Origin of the sequence: Citrobacter sp. MGH110 (genome assembly GCF_001037515.1) — a bacterium.
Classification (GTDB): domain Bacteria; phylum Pseudomonadota; class Gammaproteobacteria; order Enterobacterales; family Enterobacteriaceae; genus Citrobacter; species Citrobacter portucalensis.
On record NZ_KQ089830.1, the window covers coordinates 2,192,850 to 2,210,112 of the forward strand.

The 17,263-nt window shown below is 53.3% G+C and carries 18 protein-coding genes; 6 read left to right on the forward strand and 12 right to left on the reverse strand.

The window, feature by feature from the left end; translation table 11 throughout:
* Positions 1–72 precede the first annotated feature (72 nt).
* Entirely contained in the window at positions 73–477 is a 405-nt protein-coding gene (locus SK38_RS10515) for a DUF2251 domain-containing protein (RefSeq protein ID WP_048235863.1), read from the forward strand.
* Positions 478–599: 122 nt separating this feature from the next.
* The gene (locus tag SK38_RS10520; RefSeq protein ID WP_048235864.1) at positions 600–1,646 is read left to right on the forward strand and encodes an AbrB family transcriptional regulator; all 1,047 of its coding nucleotides are present in this window, start codon (positions 600–602) and stop codon (positions 1,644–1,646) included.
* Here the strand turns inward: SK38_RS10520 and nei are convergent.
* From nei to ybgI, 8 genes are read right to left on the reverse strand one after another with little or no spacing between them, the layout of a single operon-like run.
* Positions 1,643–2,434: an endonuclease VIII gene (gene nei, locus SK38_RS10525; protein ID WP_048235865.1), complete on the reverse strand. Its 792-nt coding sequence runs from the start codon at positions 2,432–2,434 to the stop codon at positions 1,643–1,645. The genes SK38_RS10520 and nei overlap by 4 nt on opposite strands.
* Positions 2,435–2,448: 14 nt before the next feature.
* A complete protein-coding gene (gene pcp, locus SK38_RS10530) occupies positions 2,449–3,093 on the reverse strand; it encodes a pyroglutamyl-peptidase I (RefSeq protein WP_048235866.1) in 645 nt (214 codons plus the stop codon).
* 9 nt (positions 3,094–3,102) lie between these two features.
* A complete protein-coding gene (locus SK38_RS10535; RefSeq protein WP_032942722.1) occupies positions 3,103–4,098 on the reverse strand; it encodes a DUF979 domain-containing protein in 996 nt (331 codons plus the stop codon).
* The gene (locus SK38_RS10540) at positions 4,095–4,817 is read right to left on the reverse strand and encodes a DUF969 domain-containing protein (RefSeq protein ID WP_048235867.1); all 723 of its coding nucleotides are present in this window, start codon (positions 4,815–4,817) and stop codon (positions 4,095–4,097) included. The genes SK38_RS10535 and SK38_RS10540 overlap by 4 nt, the downstream gene beginning before the upstream one ends.
* Before the next feature lie 55 nt (positions 4,818–4,872).
* On the reverse strand, positions 4,873–5,607 hold the full coding sequence (gene pxpA / locus SK38_RS10545) for a 5-oxoprolinase subunit PxpA (protein WP_048235868.1): 735 nt from the start codon (positions 5,605–5,607) through the stop codon (positions 4,873–4,875).
* Positions 5,597–6,529: a 5-oxoprolinase subunit PxpC gene (gene pxpC, locus SK38_RS10550; protein WP_048235869.1), complete on the reverse strand. Its 933-nt coding sequence runs from the start codon at positions 6,527–6,529 to the stop codon at positions 5,597–5,599. Before pxpC ends, pxpA begins: the two co-directional genes overlap by 11 nt.
* Positions 6,523–7,179: a 5-oxoprolinase subunit PxpB gene (gene pxpB / locus SK38_RS10555; RefSeq protein ID WP_003831391.1), complete on the reverse strand. Its 657-nt coding sequence runs from the start codon at positions 7,177–7,179 to the stop codon at positions 6,523–6,525. The genes pxpC and pxpB overlap by 7 nt, the downstream gene beginning before the upstream one ends.
* Positions 7,180–7,194: 15 nt before the next feature.
* Positions 7,195–7,938, reverse strand: coding sequence for a radiation resistance protein YbgI (gene ybgI / locus SK38_RS10560; protein WP_003831390.1), 744 nt, complete (start codon positions 7,936–7,938; stop codon positions 7,195–7,197).
* Between the two features lie 289 nt (positions 7,939–8,227).
* Here ybgI and dtpD point away from each other — a divergent pair, with 289 nt between their 5' ends.
* On the forward strand, positions 8,228–9,709 hold the full coding sequence (dtpD, locus tag SK38_RS10565) for a dipeptide permease DtpD (RefSeq protein WP_008784127.1): 1,482 nt from the start codon (positions 8,228–8,230) through the stop codon (positions 9,707–9,709).
* A 47-nt stretch (positions 9,710–9,756) separates the two neighbouring features.
* On the opposite strand, the gene SK38_RS10570 is transcribed toward dtpD, so the two are convergent.
* The 4 genes from SK38_RS10570 to SK38_RS10585 form a co-directional block, all read right to left on the reverse strand.
* Positions 9,757–10,659, reverse strand: a complete 903-nt coding sequence (locus tag SK38_RS10570; RefSeq protein ID WP_048235870.1) for an Rpn family recombination-promoting nuclease/putative transposase — start codon at positions 10,657–10,659, stop codon at positions 9,757–9,759.
* A gap of 162 nt (positions 10,660–10,821) precedes the next feature.
* Positions 10,822–12,240 carry a deoxyribodipyrimidine photo-lyase gene (phrB, locus tag SK38_RS10575; protein WP_048235871.1) on the reverse strand — a complete coding sequence of 473 codons (1,419 nt, stop codon included), beginning with the start codon at positions 12,238–12,240 and terminating at the stop codon, positions 10,822–10,824.
* Between the two features lie 18 nt (positions 12,241–12,258).
* Positions 12,259–12,813 (reverse strand): DUF1722 domain-containing protein, encoded by a 555-nt coding sequence (locus SK38_RS10580; RefSeq protein WP_156183254.1) that lies wholly within the window; start codon positions 12,811–12,813, stop codon positions 12,259–12,261.
* Between the two features lie 97 nt (positions 12,814–12,910).
* A complete protein-coding gene (locus SK38_RS10585) occupies positions 12,911–13,117 on the reverse strand; it encodes a YbfA family protein (RefSeq protein ID WP_003022870.1) in 207 nt (68 codons plus the stop codon).
* Positions 13,118–13,425: 308 nt separating this feature from the next.
* Here SK38_RS10585 and kdpF point away from each other — a divergent pair, with 308 nt between their 5' ends.
* From kdpF to kdpB, 3 genes are read left to right on the forward strand one after another with little or no spacing between them, the layout of a single operon-like run.
* Positions 13,426–13,515, forward strand: coding sequence for a K(+)-transporting ATPase subunit F (gene kdpF / locus SK38_RS24735; protein WP_001670793.1), 90 nt, complete (start codon positions 13,426–13,428; stop codon positions 13,513–13,515).
* Positions 13,515–15,194, forward strand: a complete 1,680-nt coding sequence (kdpA, locus tag SK38_RS10595) for a potassium-transporting ATPase subunit KdpA (protein ID WP_032942710.1) — start codon at positions 13,515–13,517, stop codon at positions 15,192–15,194. Before kdpF ends, kdpA begins: the two co-directional genes overlap by 1 nt.
* A gap of 20 nt (positions 15,195–15,214) precedes the next feature.
* Positions 15,215–17,263 carry a potassium-transporting ATPase subunit KdpB gene (kdpB, locus tag SK38_RS10600; RefSeq protein WP_048235872.1) on the forward strand — a complete coding sequence of 683 codons (2,049 nt, stop codon included), beginning with the start codon at positions 15,215–15,217 and terminating at the stop codon, positions 17,261–17,263.

A 17,263-nucleotide genomic window follows, 5' to 3' on the forward strand; every position in this document is an offset into this window, starting at 1 on the left:
TTTCAAATCAAGTCGTTAAACATCAATACTAATTATAGAACCGCTTAGTTTTATACATCCAGGAAAATTAAAATGACAATAACAGTTACGGTTCAAGCTCAACTCATCGTCGGTGAAGCGCAGGTAATAGAAAGTTTGGCCCCAGAAGGTTCATACACGGCTGTATTTGAAGATAATGGTCAAACCGGATATTTCTATGCACTTGATGAATCTACTGACGGAAATCCTATCAAAGATGAACTACATATTTACAATGCAGAAGACGTGTCAGATGGACATATCCCATCAGATGTGAAGATCGGTTGGTCAGAAGACAGTAAGAAATGTGTGTTGCTGATAAATGGTTACCCACATGGCGTCTTTGATTTTGAATCAAAAAATGGATACTGCCGGAGCGGTTTTCCACCTACAATCAGTCAGGAGTGGTCTATCTTCGGGCATGCCTGGAATGATGCTGTCGACGATTTTTTCAGATAACAGACATCAATACCCGATCGCCGGTTAGTCCGTTTTTATTGATACCTGATATTTTTTTCAGCGGACTTTTTCTCTATGCTGTATCAAGACATTGAATGCAGTATAAAACAAGGGAGCATGGGATGCCTGTTTTGCAGTGGAGCCTGTTGTTTGTGCTATCGCTCCTTCTTTCCCTGCTCTTTCTGTTTATCCATCTTCCAGGCCCCTTGCTGCTCGGTTCGATGATCGTCGGCATCATTTTCAGTATGCGCGGCATCTCGCTGCATCCTCCTCGCTGCACATTTCTTGGCGCACAGGCGATTCTCGGCTGCATGATTGCCCAAAATCTGACCGGTTCAATCTTCACAACCCTTGCAGCCCACTGGCCGATGGTGATTGTTATCCTGCTGGCTACCCTTATCAGCAGCGCGATAATCGGCTGGCTGCTGGTTCGCTATAGTAATCTACCGGGGAATACTGGTGCGTGGGGCTCGTCACCAGGCGGTGCAGCGGCAATGGTCGCAATGGCCCAGGATTATGGTGCCGACATCAGGCTGGTGGCGTTTATGCAGTATCTGCGCGTACTGTTGGTGGTCGGCGCGGCAGCGCTGGTCACCCGGCTGGTGATGGGTGACCAGGCCCAAACGGTCAGTGAACAAATCATCTGGTTTCCGCCGCTAAGCGGCAATCTTTTCAGCACTCTGATGCTGGCCGCCGTTGCCGGCACGGCTGGACGCCTACTGCGTTTTCCCTCTGGCGTTATGCTATTGCCAATGCTGGTGGGTGCCATGCTGAATGCAAGCGGAGTGATGGTGATTGAACTGCCGGAATGGCTACTGGCTATAGCCTACATGTCAATTGGCTGGCAAATCGGTCTTGGCTTTGACAAGCAGATCTTTTTAATGGCATTACGACCACTGCCACAGATCCTGTTGTCTATTTTTTCACTGATGGCGATCTGCGCAGCCATGGCCTGGGGACTGGCGCATTACATGCAGATCGATTTTCTCACTGCCTATCTGGCAACCAGTCCTGGAGGAGTGGATTCTGTTGCGGTGATCGCCGCAGGGAGCCACGCTGATATGGCGCTCATCATGGCGATGCAAACCCTGCGACTGTTCAGCATTTTGTTAACTGGCCCCGCAGTCGCGCGTTTTATTTCGGTGCACGCACCAAAACAACCCGCTTAGTGCTGACAACCCGGGCACCAGTAAAAGGGGCGCGAAGAGAGCATCGTTTTCTCGATTATTCCACCACAACGCTCACAGGTTTCGCCGTCCCGATGAAAGACCTTAAAGCGAAACAACGCACCGTGATGTTTATTCTCATCGGCCAGGCCGCGGGTAGTATAAGACAGCCGCGGAACATCAAGCAGCGCATGTGCCAGTTTATCCAGTTGCTCATCACTAAGCTGCGACGCTTTATGCTGCCCGGTCAACCCAACCTGCCAAAGGATCTCTACCCGCAGGTAGTTACCTAATCCCGCCAGAAATGCCTGGTCCAGTAGCAGACCAGAAAACTGGCGATTGCGAAAACGCGGAGATAACAGACGCGCTTTAACCTCATCGGGCGTTAAACGTAAATCCAGTACATCCGGCCCAACCCGTTGCAGGAACGGGTGGGTGGTGAGCTGTTCTGGCGTCAGCATTTCGATATCAGACGCACTATAGAGCAGGATAGTTTTGTCGTGTGTCTGCAGCCTGACGCGCAGTACCCGCGAAGTTTGCGGGATTTTGCCGGTGTCCACCACTCGCCACACACCATAGAGCTGATTGTGACTGTACAGCGTCAGGCCATTAGAAAAATGGGTCAGTAATGCTTTCCCTCGCGTTTCAAGCTGGGTAACACGTTGCCCAATCAGTTGAGATTGATACGGTTTTAACTGCTCAAAGGCAAACCAGACATCCGTCAGGGGTTTGCCTTTGACTGCCGCCTCCAGGTTATCCGCCGCGCGGCGGATCTCCGGGCCTTCAGGCATAATACTGTCCTTTGTTAATGTGTTGCGCCGCCCGTCACTGCAATATCGCTTTCCACCTGCAAGGCGGTGGCAATCGCAATCTCCAGCGCACGGCGCACCGTTTCTGTCGCCATACTTGGCGCCCCGGGATGCTGTGCAGCCTGTTGCGGCAAATAAGGGATATGAATAAAGCCGCCCTTCACCGCCGGTACGTCGCGTAGTTTATGCAGCAGGCCATACATCACGTGGTTACACACGAAAGTACCCGCAGTCTGGGAAACCGAGGCCGGAATTCCCGCGTTGCGCATGGCGACAACCATCGCTTTAATCGGCAACGTACTAAACCATGCCGCCGGGCCATCGACCACAATCGGCACATCTACCGGCTGTTGCCCCTGGTTATCCGCAATACGCGCATCGTCAACGTTAATTGCCACGCGTTCCACGGTGATATCCGTGCGACCACCCGCCTGCCCCACAGCCAGCACCAGTGATGGCGACAACGCGTCAATCGCGGCATTGAGTACAGCGAGAGACTCGCCAAAGACACACGGTAGTTGGCAGGCTATTACGCGGCATCCGCCGATAATAGCATTGTCGAGGCTCGAGACCACTTCCCAGGAAGGGTTAACTGACTCGCCGCCAAAGGGTTCAAATCCCGTGATGAGTACTGTTTTCATCCTTCCTCCTTACAGGAACATCAGGAAATACATCAGGAACACGTTGACCAGCAGCAGCAGTATGCCGGTTGGCACCTGCGCTTTAATCACCGCATTTTTGTCCGGTAGTTCCAGCAACGCTGCAGGAACAATATTAAAGTTCGCCGCCATCGGCGTCATCAGCGTCCCACAATAGCCGGAGAACATACCAATCGCCGCCATTACCGCTGGGTTGCCGCCGTGTTGCAGTACGAGGATTGGAATACCAATCCCAGCGGTCACGATCGGGAAAGCAGCAAACGCATTACCCATAACCATGGTCAGCAATGCCATGCCGATGGTGTACACCGCCACCGCGATAAAGCGACTATCCACCGCCAGATATTCCTGCGTCAGGTATGAAATGCCGCTACCGACACCCGCCGCTGTAAACAGCAGCCCAAGCGTAGCCAGAATCTGCGGCAGAATGAACGCCCAGCCAATGGAGTCCAGCAGACGGCGTGCCTCCTGAATCGGTTGATGCACCCGCTCATGGGTCATTTTTATCGCCATCGCCAGACCAATCAACGAGCCCGCTGTCATTGAAAAGAGCGTTACCAGCGTGGCGTGATTACCCGGCCCGAACAGCGCATCCTGTAAGCCCGGAATATGGTTGAACATCAGTACGCCAATGACCGTTACCACCGGGATCGCTAATGCCGGGAAAAACAGGCGGTTGCCCAGGCGGCTGGCGCTTTCTTCGCGCTGTTGCTGCGTGCGTTGATGGTAGCTTCCCAGCTTCACACCGCCAAAACCCGCGATCAGGGCCAGCACGACCACCGCAACGCCGACGGCAATATGCACTGCGCGTTTATCGCCAAACAGCGAGTATGTCCAGTCACCAAGCAGAAACAGTACGCCATATATGCCCCAAAACAGGCCTGTGGTGAAACGGCGCGGGTTTGCTTTGTCCTGCCAGGACATCAGCGCCACAATCAGTAATACCGCACCTGCCAGCCAGTAGAGATAGCTTTGTTGAAAATTCATTTCGCTTCCCCTTTCGCTGCGGCATTTGCTTTCGCCACCTCACGTTGCAAATAGCTATCCAGACGCCACAAACGCGTGCCGTGGATCAGGAAAGCACAAATTGCCGTTGGGATCCCCCACAAGGCGATATGCAGAGGTTCGGTCTGGATCCCTCCAGACTCCAGCATAAAGTTGTGCATGAATATGATCGCGCCGAAGGCAACAAAGATATCTTCACCGAAAAACAGCCCGACGTTATCGGTCGCCGCTGACATTGCGCGCAGGCGATAGCGAACCGCGCCGGGTATCTCGCCGTGATTTTTCTCGGCGGCCCCTTCCGCCATTGGCGCCAGCAGCGGGCGCACCATCTGCGGATGCCCGCCCAGACTGGTCAGCCCTAACGCAGCGGTCGCTTCGCGAATGAACAGATAGACAATAAGCAGACGGCCACTGGTGGCACTGCGGATTTTCGCAATCCACGCCTGAGCACGCTCTTTGAGTCCGTGACGTTCCAGCAGGCCAATAACCGCCAGCGGGATCAGCAGGATAAACGGCAGGTTGCGGGTGTTAAGAAAACCTTCACCCAGCTTCTCGAGGATGGTGGCAATCGGCATATGCGCCGCCAGTCCCGTGACGATCCCGGCAATAATAACCACCAATACCGGATTAAAACGTAAAAGAAATCCGACCACGATGACGGCGATCCCCGCCAATGGCCAGAGAGAAATTACCTCTCCCATAATTCATTCCCGTATATGTTGTTGTGTAATATATTGTTGTTTTGTATGGTAAATCTTATGCACCAATTTCAATATTGCATGCATTAAAGGCGCTACGCAAGCGACGGGCAAAAGCGAGTGCGTGCTCGCCATCCCCATGAATGCATACCGTCTGGGCGGTCACGCTTGCCCATGTTCCACTTTGGCTTTTTACTCTGCAGGATTGCACCATTTCTAACGTTTGCGCCAGCGCCTGCTCTTCATCCTCAATCAGTGCGCCCGGCTGGCTGCGAGGTACCAGACTACCATCAGCCTGATAACCCCGATCGGCAAAAACCTCCTGACGCGTTATCAAGCCATAGTGTTCTCCAGCGCGAATCAGTTCGCTTCCCGCCAGCCCGACCAGAACCAGCGACGGATCGCAGGCATGAACCGCTTTCGCAATCGCATCGGCCAATTGAGGATCTTTCGCCGCCTGGTTATAGAGCATGCCATGCGGTTTGACATGGCGCATCACGCCACCTTCTGCCCGCGTGATGGCAGCCAGCGCGCCAATTTGATACAGCGTCTGCGCATACACCGTTTGTGCAGGCAGGGTCATGGCGCTACGACCAAAATTTTCCCGATCCGGAAAGCTGGGGTGTGCGCCTACCGCCACACCATTTTTTAACGCATCACGCACGCTTGAGAGCATAGTTTGCGCATCGCCGGCGTGAAACCCACAGGCGATGTTGGCCGATGACACCAATTGCAGCAACGCTGCATCATTCGCACATCCCTCACCGAGGTCTGCATTGAGATCAATTTTCATTGTTAAGTCGCCATGCTAACTGTTCCAGATAACGCTGCTGGTCGTACCGCGCCTTCAGCGCTTCCTCCAGCGAACACTGCACAAAATGAATCGGCTGACCGAGCGGGATCTGCGCCAGATGATACATATCTGCCTCGATAATACAGGCGATGCGCGGATAGCCACCCGTCGTCTGAGCATCGTTCATCAGCACGATTGGCTGACCATTATGCGGAACCTGCACCACGCCGGGGAGCAAACCATGCGACAGCAGCTCGCGATCGGTCGTGCGCGTCAGCGGCTGCCCCTGAAGACGATACCCCATACGGTTACTTTGTGGGCTAAGCTGCCACGGCGAGCGCCAGAAAGAGGCCTGAGATACCTCATCAAACTCCTGATATTCAGGGCCGGGCAGTGCACGAATGAGATTACCCCACATCAGTTGTTTTACACCTTGTGGCCCGCTTAATTGCCGGGTCGATACGCCAATCGCCAGTCGATCGCCATCACGCAGCAGACGCCCTTCAAACCCACCAATGCCCACTTTCAGATCGGTACTACGCGAACCCATCACTTCGGGAACATCAATACCGCCCGCTACAGCCAGATAACTGCGCATACCATGAAGAGGTCGTTTTAGCGTCAGGCGCTGCCCGGCTTTTACTGGTAACCGCCATCCGCTCCATACGGGAGTTCGATCCAGATGCGCTTCGCATCCGGCACCGGTCAGGGCAAACCAGCCATCGGCTTCAAACTCCACCACCAGTTGCCCCAGCGTGATTTCCAGTGCAGCGGCATTCGCATCATTACCCACCAGCAGGTTAGCCACGTTCAGCGCCGGTTTATCCAGCGCGCCACAGTGACTAATTCCGGATTGACGAAAACTATGGCGTCCCCCGTCCTGTACTGAGGTGTACATGCCAGCGCGGATGATGTTTAACATATCCCCTCCTTCTGCGGGACAAAACGCACGGTATCGCCAGCCCGTAACAGAATCGGCTCCTCCCGTTTTGGATCAAATAACGAAACGGAGGTACGCCCAATCAATTGCCATCCACCGGGTGTGGCAAGCGGGTAGATCCCCGTTTGAGATCCACCGATACCGACAGAACCTGCCGGAACAAGCAAACGCGGTTCCGCACGTCTGGGGGTATGCAGCTGTTCAGGTAAGCTCCCGAGATAGGGAAATCCCGGCTGAAAACCGATAAACCACACCACATAGTCAACTGACGCATGAAGTTCGACGACCTGCTTGTCGCTTAATCCACTGTGTCGGGCGACCTCTGCCAGATCGGGGCCAAACTCACCACCATAGGTCACAGGTATTTCAATAAAGCGTGAATCCGGCTCCAGTGCTTCGCTCTCTTCCCACCAGCGCTGCAGGCGTTCAATCGCATCCAGCGCCAGTGTTTGCGGGTCGCGCAGGGTAACCGTGATATTGTTCATTCCCGGAATAGCTTCAAGCACATTCGGGGCGTCAACTAAACGCTGAGCCAGACGCCAGATGCGTTTCTGAGTCGCCAGCGTGATGGGGGGCTCCAGTTCAAGAACCACCGCCGTTTCACCTAACAGATAACAACGCGCTCGCTGCACTTTCATCCCTCTTTATTACGCTGGATTAGGAATATCGATAAAGGTTACGTCCAGATCGGTATTTTCATTCAGCCATTCGCTTAATGCGCGAATGCCGCCGCGTTCGGTCGCATGGTGACCGGCAGCATAAAAATGCAGCCCCTGCTCGCGGGCTGAGTGAATGGTTTGCTCAGAGACTTCACCGGTAATAAAGGCGTCGACACCAAATCGGGCTGCGCTATCAATAAAACTTTGACCGCCCCCGGTACACCAGGCAACGCGCTGAACTTTCTCCGGCCCGGTATCACCGCACCATAACGGTTTACGGCCTAAACGCGCTTCAATCCACGATGCCAGCTCCAGCCCCGGTACCGGCATGGAGAGTTCTCCCCATGGCACCAGCGGTTCAATTTCCCCCATCACGGTGATTCCCAACAGCGCGGCCAACTGCGCGTTATTCCCCAATTCCGGGTGAGCATCCAGCGGCAAGTGCCAGCCATACAAGTTGATATCATTTTCTAACAGCGTTTTCAGACGATTGCGCTTCATGCCGCGAATAACCGGAGATTCGCCTTTCCAGAAATAGCCGTGGTGAACGATAACCGCATCCGCTTGCTGGCGTACCGCCTCGTCCAGCAATGCCTGGCTTGCAGTCACACCGGTCACGATTTTATGCACCGTCTCTTTGCCCTCAACCTGCAAACCATTCGGCGCATAATCGCTAATGGCGGCGCTGTTTAGTTTGTCGTTGATCAGTTGTTCCAGTTCGGTGTTTTTCATCATCGTCCTCGTAGTCATCATTTCTGCCTGCCCAATCAGCAACACAGCTTAGGTTAAAATAGCGTCCCCGCCTGCGTTCGTCGATAGCCATTTCACTGACACATAAAGAAACAATCACACCCGCTTTGAACGTGATTTGCTTACCACTACGCGATCTAATTCATGTATATTTATGCAATCAGACAGCATATTGCAAAAATAATCAGATCTGTATCAAAGTTACAACTTTAAGGAAACACACTCGCGCAGCACGTTCAGCCAGTCGCGAGGCATTTACTTCGAGAAAATAATGAATAAACAAGCATCTCAACCACGGGCGATTTACTACGTCGTCGCGCTACAAATCTGGGAATACTTCAGTTTTTACGGCATGCGTGCGCTGCTGATCCTGTATCTCACTAACCAGCTTAAGTACGACGATAATCACGCATATGAACTGTTCAGCGCCTACTGCTCGCTGGTCTATGTCACCCCTATTCTCGGGGGATACCTGGCCGATAAAGTGCTCGGCAATCGAATGGCGGTGATGATCGGCGCATTTTTAATGGCGGTGGGACATCTGGTATTAGGTGCCAGTGAAATGGCTCCGGCGTTCCTCTATTTGTCGCTGGCGATAATTGTCTGCGGTTACGGTCTGTTTAAATCAAATATCAGTTGCCTGCTGGGCGAGTTATATCAACCTGAAGACCCGCGTCGCGACGGTGGATTCTCTCTGCTCTACGCCGCCGGTAACATCGGTTCGATCATCGCACCAATTGCCTGCGGATACGTGCAGGAAGAGTACAGCTGGGCGATGGGTTTTGCGCTGGCTGCCATCGGCATGCTGGCAGGGCTGGTGATTTTCTTATGTGGTAATCGCCATTTCGCCCACACCACCGGCGTCAACAAGGCCGTTCTGTGTGCTAAAACCTTTATTCTGCCAAACTGGGCCTGGCTGTTAGTTCTGCTAGTTACCACACCGCTGCTGATTACCGTGCTGTTCTGGAAAGAGTGGTCCGTTTATGCACTGATTGTTGCCACTGTTATTGGTCTGGCAGTTCTGGCGAAGATTTATCGCCAGGCACAGACGCAGAAACAGCGCAAAGAGCTGGGGCTTATCGTCACACTGACCTTCTTTAGCCTGTTGTTTTGGGCCTTTGCTCAACAGGGTGGCAGTTCGATCAGCCTGTATATCGACCGCTTCGTTAACCGCGATATTCTGGGGTATTCCGTCCCTACCGCGATGTTCCAGTCGGTTAACGCTTTTGCCGTTATGCTGTGCGGTATCGTACTGGCGTGGGTAGTCAAAGAAAGCGTGAGTGGCAATCGTACCGTACGTATCTGGGGTAAATTTGCCCTTGGCCTCGGCTTAATGAGCGCTGGGTTCTGTATTCTAACCTTGAGCGCTCGCTGGTCCGCTGCTTACGGCCACTCTTCCATGCCGCTGATGGTACTTGGGTTAGCGGTCATGGGCTTTGCCGAACTGTTTATCGATCCGGTGGCAATGTCACAAATTACGCGTATTGAGATCCCTGGTGTTACCGGCGTATTAACCGGCATTTATATGCTGCTTTCCGGTGCTATCGCCAATTATCTGGCTGGTGTTATCGCCGATCAGACTTCCCAAGGCTCGTTTGATGCTGCGGGCGCTATCAACTACTCCATCAATGCCTATATTGATGTCTTTAGTGAAATTACCTGGGGCGCGCTGGCCTGTGTGGTGCTGGTGCTGCTGATTTGGCTGTACCAGTCGCTTAAGTTCAGAAACCGTTCACTGGCGGTAGAATCCTGAGTGTAGGGGCCCGATGATGTAATCTGATTCGGGCTTTTTTTCAGGAATTACGCATAGCTGGCAGTCAACTCCTCTTCAGAAAGACCTGTAACCAGAAGCACCATGTTGCGATCTATTCCCTGCTCCAACATAGTTTGCGCTATACGTAATGCGGCTTCTCGTTTGCCTTGCTGCAACCCTTCTTGTAATCCATCTAAGCGTAACCGCTCGGCAATCGTCATCAGCTTCTCCTTATGTTGGGGGATCCGTTGCGCCATCTCTTGTATAAATTCATTAAAGCGAGATTCATCGCCGGATTGCAGGATGTAATTAAACATCGCCTGTAGTTGCGTGTCATTAGCGCACCCTGTAAGTAACAGCGTGGCCAGTTGATCTACCAGCCCCATCAAATCCCGCTGACGGATATGTTTTTGCATTAGTTCCAGCAGTGCCATTCGCCTGTGAGCCATGATTTCGTCATCGGGCACCACTGTGATATCCACCAATGGAAATGCGCTGGCATAAAGTTGCCGTGCCGTTACAGGATCGGTAAACGCATCAAGCCAGCACAGTGAGTACGGATACGGACTTCGACAGCCATGATAAAACAGCATGGGTATCACAATCGGCAGTTCTTTGTGCCCGGCATCCAAATGACGCTGCATCGCCGCTATTGCGTAACGCAGCAGACGAAAAGCCATATGCGGATCGGCTGAACTCTGGTGTTCTATAACCACGTATACATAACCTTCACCATCGTGCGTATGCACAGACCAGAGCACGTCGGAGTAGCGGGTACGTAAATCCGCTTCAATAAAGCTTTCTGACTCCAGCTTCAGCGTATTTAAATCGCAAAGCGTTTGCAGATCTGCGGGTAGATGAATTTCGAGGAAGTCCCGAGCTGTTTCTGGATGATGTAAAAACGTTTTAAATACCGCATCGTGCGGTGTAGATGTCGTTGGTGTTGTCATCAAATTCCGTCACCTGAATGAAGATGACTGCACTTTACTGCTGGCGGAAAACATCTTCATCAAGGCATTAGCAGCCTTGCGTACACGCTTCAGCGCTAAATGCCCCCCCACTGCAACATATTCATTCTGTTGGAAGGTATTACGCAGAAATCCGCTGCGCGCTTATCCCTTACGCGCCGCCTCATATGCCGCCAGCGTCGCCAGCCTCGCCTGTTGATGATCCACAATCGGGCGAGGATAACTCAGTGTTACCTGCGCTTTTTCAGCCCACGACCACGGTTCATGAATGGCTTTACCCGGCACGTCGCGCAGTTCCGGCACCCACTGGCGGATAAACTCACCGTCACGGTCGAATTTTTCGCCCTGCGTCGTGGGGTTAAAGATACGGAAATACGGCGCAGCGTCGGTTCCGGTTGAGGCAGCCCACTGCCAGCCGCCGTTATTGGCCGCCAGGTCGCCATCGATCAGTTGCGACATAAAATACTGTTCGCCTTTACGCCAGTCGATCAGCAGGTCTTTCACTAAAAAACTGGCGGTAATCATGCGTAAACGATTATGCATCCAGCCCGTGGCGTTGAGCTGACGCATGGCCGCATCCACAATGGGGTAGCCCGTATGCCCTGTTTTCCAGGCCTGCAAATACGCCGGATTATTCTGCCATTGCACGTGTTCGGTCCAGCGAATAAAAGGTTGATACCGACACAGCGCCGGATGGTAAGTCATCAGATGACGATAAAATTCGCGCCAGATAAGCTCATTCAACCAAACGCTGCCTGTCCCATCCTCAAGCGCCTGCGGCTGCTCCACGAGCAGTCGATTCAGGCACTGGCGCGGCGATAGTCCTCCTGTCGCCAGGCTCGCGGATAATCGACTGGTTCCATCAATCGCCGGAAAGTCACGCAGTTGTTCATATTCTCCGGCGGCCTGCTGGCAAAAATGGCGTAACTGCGCGATGGCCAATTTTTCTTCTGCCGGAAATTGCTGCGTATCAAAATCCTGCTGCGGGTAGCTCAGCGCGATGGATGTTAATGGAGAGTCAAGAGCACCGCTTTCTCTCACCTTCGGCGCACTGACACATTCCGGGATCCCGTCTTTTATCCGCTTCAGCCAGGCATTTTTAAACGGCGTAAAGACTTTATACATCTCGTGATTACCGGTCATGACCGCCCCCGGAGGCAGGATCACGCTGTCGTCAAACCCTTCGCACACCACCTGAGGTAATGACTTTTCAACGGCAGCATCACGCTGGCGTTCGTTTATTTCATATTGATAGTTATAAAATATTCGACTGACGCCATGCTGTACGCAGACGTTTTTGACGGTTTCCACACTGGTCGCAAAATTAGCAACTTCATGAAACAGAAGCGGGATGCCCTTTTCTGCCAGCGCCGTTTGCAACGCGTTCAACTGCGCGTTAACCAATGCCGCCTGACGTGGGGCCATATCATGCGCCTTCCACTGTTCAGGCGTGGAGATATAGAGCGCGAGTACATGTGCAGAACGATCCCGACAAGCCGCCGCCAGCGCGAGATTGTCATGCAGACGTAAATCACGCCGAAACCAGACCAGATGCGTGGTCATAACACTCCCTGATAAAAATTAATCATTGCCCTGTAAACGCCAAATCGCAGGCCAGAGTTCAAAATAACGTTGCCCGGACAACCAGGTGTTCGGGTGCTCAGCCATATAGTGTTTGAGGAGCATTAAGGGTGCAAGTAGCGGCTGCGCCTCGCGTCGATAGTTATCGATTATCGAGGTCAATTCCTGACGTTGACGCAGATCGAGCTGATTACGGAAATAGCCCTGTACGTGCATCAATACATTGGTATGGTTACGCCGGGTAGCAGGATTTAATAACAGATGGGTCAATCGTAGGCGATACTCGGTAAAAAAAGCATCGAGATCTTGCCATTCATGGATTGCGGCAACGAAGGGGCCAAGCTCCCCATACTCTGGCTGGGAATGCGCCAGTAGTACCAGTTTGTAGCGGGTATGATAGTCAATTAATGCGCCCCGCGTTAATTTTCGCTGACGCAGGCGGTGCAATTCATGCAAAGCGTAAACACGTATTAATGTATTTTCGTCGAACTGAGGTGCCTCACTCGCTTCTGTGGTCAGACAGGTGCGGATACCAACAGGAATTCTCGTGCTCATCGCCACTCCTTATCCGTTACTCAGATAAGTGTAGACGTCGGCGTATAAAAAAACCGCCACATTGCTGTTGGCGGTTTTCTTGAACAATAACGACAACTTAATAGAAGTCGCAGGTGGCTTTTTCAGCCTGCTCCATCCACACCGGTTTATCACTGGTTTTGGACCAGACGCGGTGCAGATAGCTGTAAAAACGGGCGCGGTCTTTCCAGAACAACATGACCGGCAGCGCCAGCACGCCCGCCACAACGGCAAAGGTACGGCGCAAGAAAACAATGTGTGCTGGATATTCTTTATAAAAGTCCATAATCCTCTCCCATATATCTGTTCGGTGAATCGCACCGGAAAAATAAACTTGGTTAACTGATGAAAATAATACCGCCTTGTGTGTAATTTTGCTACTCATCCGACCACTTATTTTTATCTATTGATGCTCCGTTTAGCTAAAAACCGTAATTAAGTTACATAAAAGTTAAATTAATACTAATCATTAGTTAAATAATGGTCTTTGCCATTTTTATACTTTTTTTACACCCCTCCCACTGATTTTTGCGAAATCTTTGCAAGCAAAAATCTACGCTCTGGTTATCACATTTATGCCACTGGAGGTGCACCGTGAGTGCAGGCGTGATAACCGGCATTGTGCTGGTCTTTTTATTATTAGGTTATCTGGTGTATGCCCTGATTAATGCGGAGGCGTTCTGATGGCGGCCCAAGGATTTTTACTCATTGCCAGTTTCTTGCTGGTACTGTTTATCATCGCCAGACCGCTGGGTTTTGGCTTGGCTCGGCTGATCAATAATACGTCCCTGCCGGGCCTGGCTGGCGTGGAACATCTGCTCTGGCGCGGTCTGGGCATCTCTCAGCAGGAGATGAACTGGCGGCAGTATCTGTTGGCGATCCTCGCGCTCAATGTGCTGGGGTTGCTGGTCCTGTTTTCAATGCTGATGGCGCAAAACCTGCTGCCGCTAAATCCGCAACAGCTACCTGGGCTTTCGTGGGATTTGGCGCTCAACACGGCGGTAAGTTTTGTCACTAATACCAACTGGCAATCCTATGCTGGCGAAACCACCTTAAGCTACTTCAGCCAGATGGTCGGGCTGACCGTGCAGAACTTCCTGTCAGCGGCAACCGGGATTGCGGTGATTTTTGCCCTGGCCCGTGCCTTTACTCGCCAGAGTATGAACACGCTGGGCAACGCCTGGGTCGATCTGGTTCGCATTACGCTGTGGATCCTGCTCCCCATTGCATTGCTCATTGCGTTGTTCTTCATTCAGCAAGGTGTGCTGCAAAACGTGTTGCCCTATCAGCCCATTACTACCCTTGAAGGGGTGAAACAGCTGCTGCCAATGGGGCCCGTCGCCTCACAGGAAGCGATTAAGATGCTTGGCACTAACGGGGGTGGGTTCTTTAACGCTAACTCATCACATCCGTTTGAAAACCCTACCGCGTTGACCAATCTGGTACAGATGCTGGCCATTTTCTTAATTCCTACCGCGCTGTGTTTTGCCTTTGGTGATGTGGTTGGCGATCGTCGCCAGGGGCGGACCCTGCTGTGGGCCATGTCGCTGATATTTGTAGTCTGCGTAGCCGTGGTGATGTGGGCCGAAGTTCAAGGCAACCCGCACCTGATGGCATTCGGTGCAGACAGTAATATCAACATGGAAGGCAAAGAAAGCCGCTTTGGCGTGCTGGCTACGAGTCTTTTTTCCGTCGTGACGACAGCGGCATCTTGCGGCGCTGTCGATGCGATGCATGACTCCTTCACCGCGCTGGGCGGGATGGTGCCGATGTGGCTAATGCAGATTGGCGAAGTGGTCTTCGGTGGTGTCGGTTCGGGCCTGTACGGCATGCTGCTGTTCGTGTTGTTGGCGGTGTTTATCGCGGGCCTGATGATTGGTCGTACGCCGGAATATCTGGGTAAGAAAATAGACGTGCGCGAAATGAAAATGACCGCACTGGCGATTCTGGTCACCCCTGCGCTGGTGCTGCTCGGTACGGCGATAGCGATGATGAGCGACGCCGGACGCAGCGCCATGCTCAATCCTGGTCCACATGGCTTTAGTGAGGTGTTGTACGCCGTATCGTCTGCCGCGAACAACAACGGCAGCGCCTTCGCCGGATTAAGCGCCAACAGCCCGTTCTGGAACTGTCTGCTGGCCCTGTGCATGTTCTTCGGCCGTTTCGGCGTGATCATTCCCGTGATGGCAATTGCCGGATCGCTGGTCAGTAAAAAGATCCAGCCAGCAAGTCCAGGCACGCTGCCTACTCACGGTGCACTGTTTGTCGGGTTGTTAATCGGTACGGTGTTACTGGTTGGCGCCCTCACCTTTGTTCCTGCCCTGGCGCTTGGCCCGGTCGCAGAATACCTGTCATTACACTGAGTGATGCGGAGCACATGACTATGAGTCGCAAGCAACTGGCGCTGTTCGAACCCTCTCTGGTCGCACAGGCGCTGATGGACGCCGTGAAAAAATTAAGCCCACATACCCAGTGGCGCAATCCGGTGATGTTTATCGTCTGGCTGGGCAGTCTGCTGACAACCCTGTTAACGTTGGCAATGGCCACAGGCCATATGCAAGGCAATCCGTGGTTTACCGGCGCGATAAGTCTGTGGCTGTGGGTCACCGTTCTGTTCGCCAACTTTGCCGAAGCGCTGGCGGAAGGACGCAGTAAGGCTCAGGCTAACAGTCTGAAAGGAGTGAAAAAAACCGCATTTGCTCGCAAACTCCGCGAACCGAAATACGGTGCCGCCATGGATCACGTTCCGGCGGAGGATTTGCGCAAAGGAGATATCGTGTTAGTAGAAGCGGGCGATATTATCCCGTGTGACGGCGAGGTCATCGAAGGTGGCGCATCGGTAGATGAAAGCGCCATTACCGGTGAATCCGCGCCGGTCATTCGTGAATCCGGTGGTGATTTCGCCTCCGTCACCGGCGGGACCCGCATCCTCTCCGACTGGCTGGTGATTGAATGTAGCGTAAACCCTGGTGAAACGTTCCTCGACCGAATGATCGCCATGGTTGAAGGCGCGCAGCGGCGTAAAACGCCGAATGAAATCGCCCTGACGATCCTGTTAATAGCCCTGACCATCGTTTTTCTGCTGGCGACCGCCACGCTGTGGCCGTTTTCCGCCTGGGGTGGTAGCGCGGTCAGCGTCACGGTACTGGTTGCCCTGCTGGTGTGTCTGATCCCCACCACCATCGGCGGGCTACTCTCCGCAATTGGCGTCGCCGGGATGAGCCGCATGCTGGGCGCGAACGTCATCGCCACCAGCGGACGTGCAGTAGAAGCTGCGGGTGACGTGGACGTATTGCTGCTGGACAAAACCGGCACCATTACGCTGGGTAACCGCCAGGCTTCGGATTTTCTGCCCGCCCAGGGGGTGGATGAAAAAACGCTGGCCGACGCCGCGCAGCTTTCATCGCTGGCCGATGAAACCCCAGAAGGCCGCAGCATCGTGATTCTGGCTAAACAGCGCTTTAATCTGCGTATTCGCGACGTGCAATCGCTGCACGCCACCTTTGTACCGTTTACCGCCCAAAGCCGAATGAGCGGGATCAACATCGACAACCGTATGATCCGCAAAGGGTCGGTCGATGCTATTCGTCGTCACGTCGAAGCCAACGGCGGCCACTTCCCTGCCGACGTGGAGCAGAAGGTCGAAAACGTCGCACGCCTTGGCGCTACGCCGCTGGTGGTTGCCGAAGGCTCCCGCGTGCTGGGCGTGATTGCCCTGAAAGATATCGTAAAAGGCGGAATCAAAGAACGTTTTGCCCAACTACGCAAAATGGGCATCAAAACGGTGATGATCACCGGCGATAACCGCCTTACCGCTGCCGCGATTGCGGCAGAAGCCGGGGTAGATGACTTCTTAGCTGAAGCCACGCCGGAAGCCAAGCTGGCGCTGATTCGTCAGTATCAGGCGGAAGGTCGTCTGGTGGCGATGACCGGCGACGGAACCAATGACGCCCCGGCGCTGGCGCAAGCCGACGTGGCGGTCGCCATGAACTCCGGGACCCAGGCCGCGAAGGAAGCAGGCAATATGGTGGATCTCGACTCTAACCCCACCAAGCTGATTGAAGTGGTGCACATTGGTAAACAGATGCTGATGACGCGTGGTTCGCTGACCACCTTCAGTATCGCCAACGACGTGGCGAAGTATTTCGCCATTATCCCGGCCGCGTTCGCCGCCACCTACCCGCAGCTCAATGCGCTTAACGTGATGGGGCTGCATTCGCCGGATTCGGCGATCCTCAGCGCGGTTATCTTTAATGCGCTGGTTATCGTCTTTCTGATCCCGCTGGCGCTTAAAGGCGTGAGCTACAAACCGTTATCCGCATCCGCAATGCTGCGCCGTAATTTGTGGATCTATGGTCTGGGTGGTCTGGTTGTACCGTTTATCGGTATCAAAGCAATTGATTTAATGCTGACCCTGCTGGGTCTGGTGTGA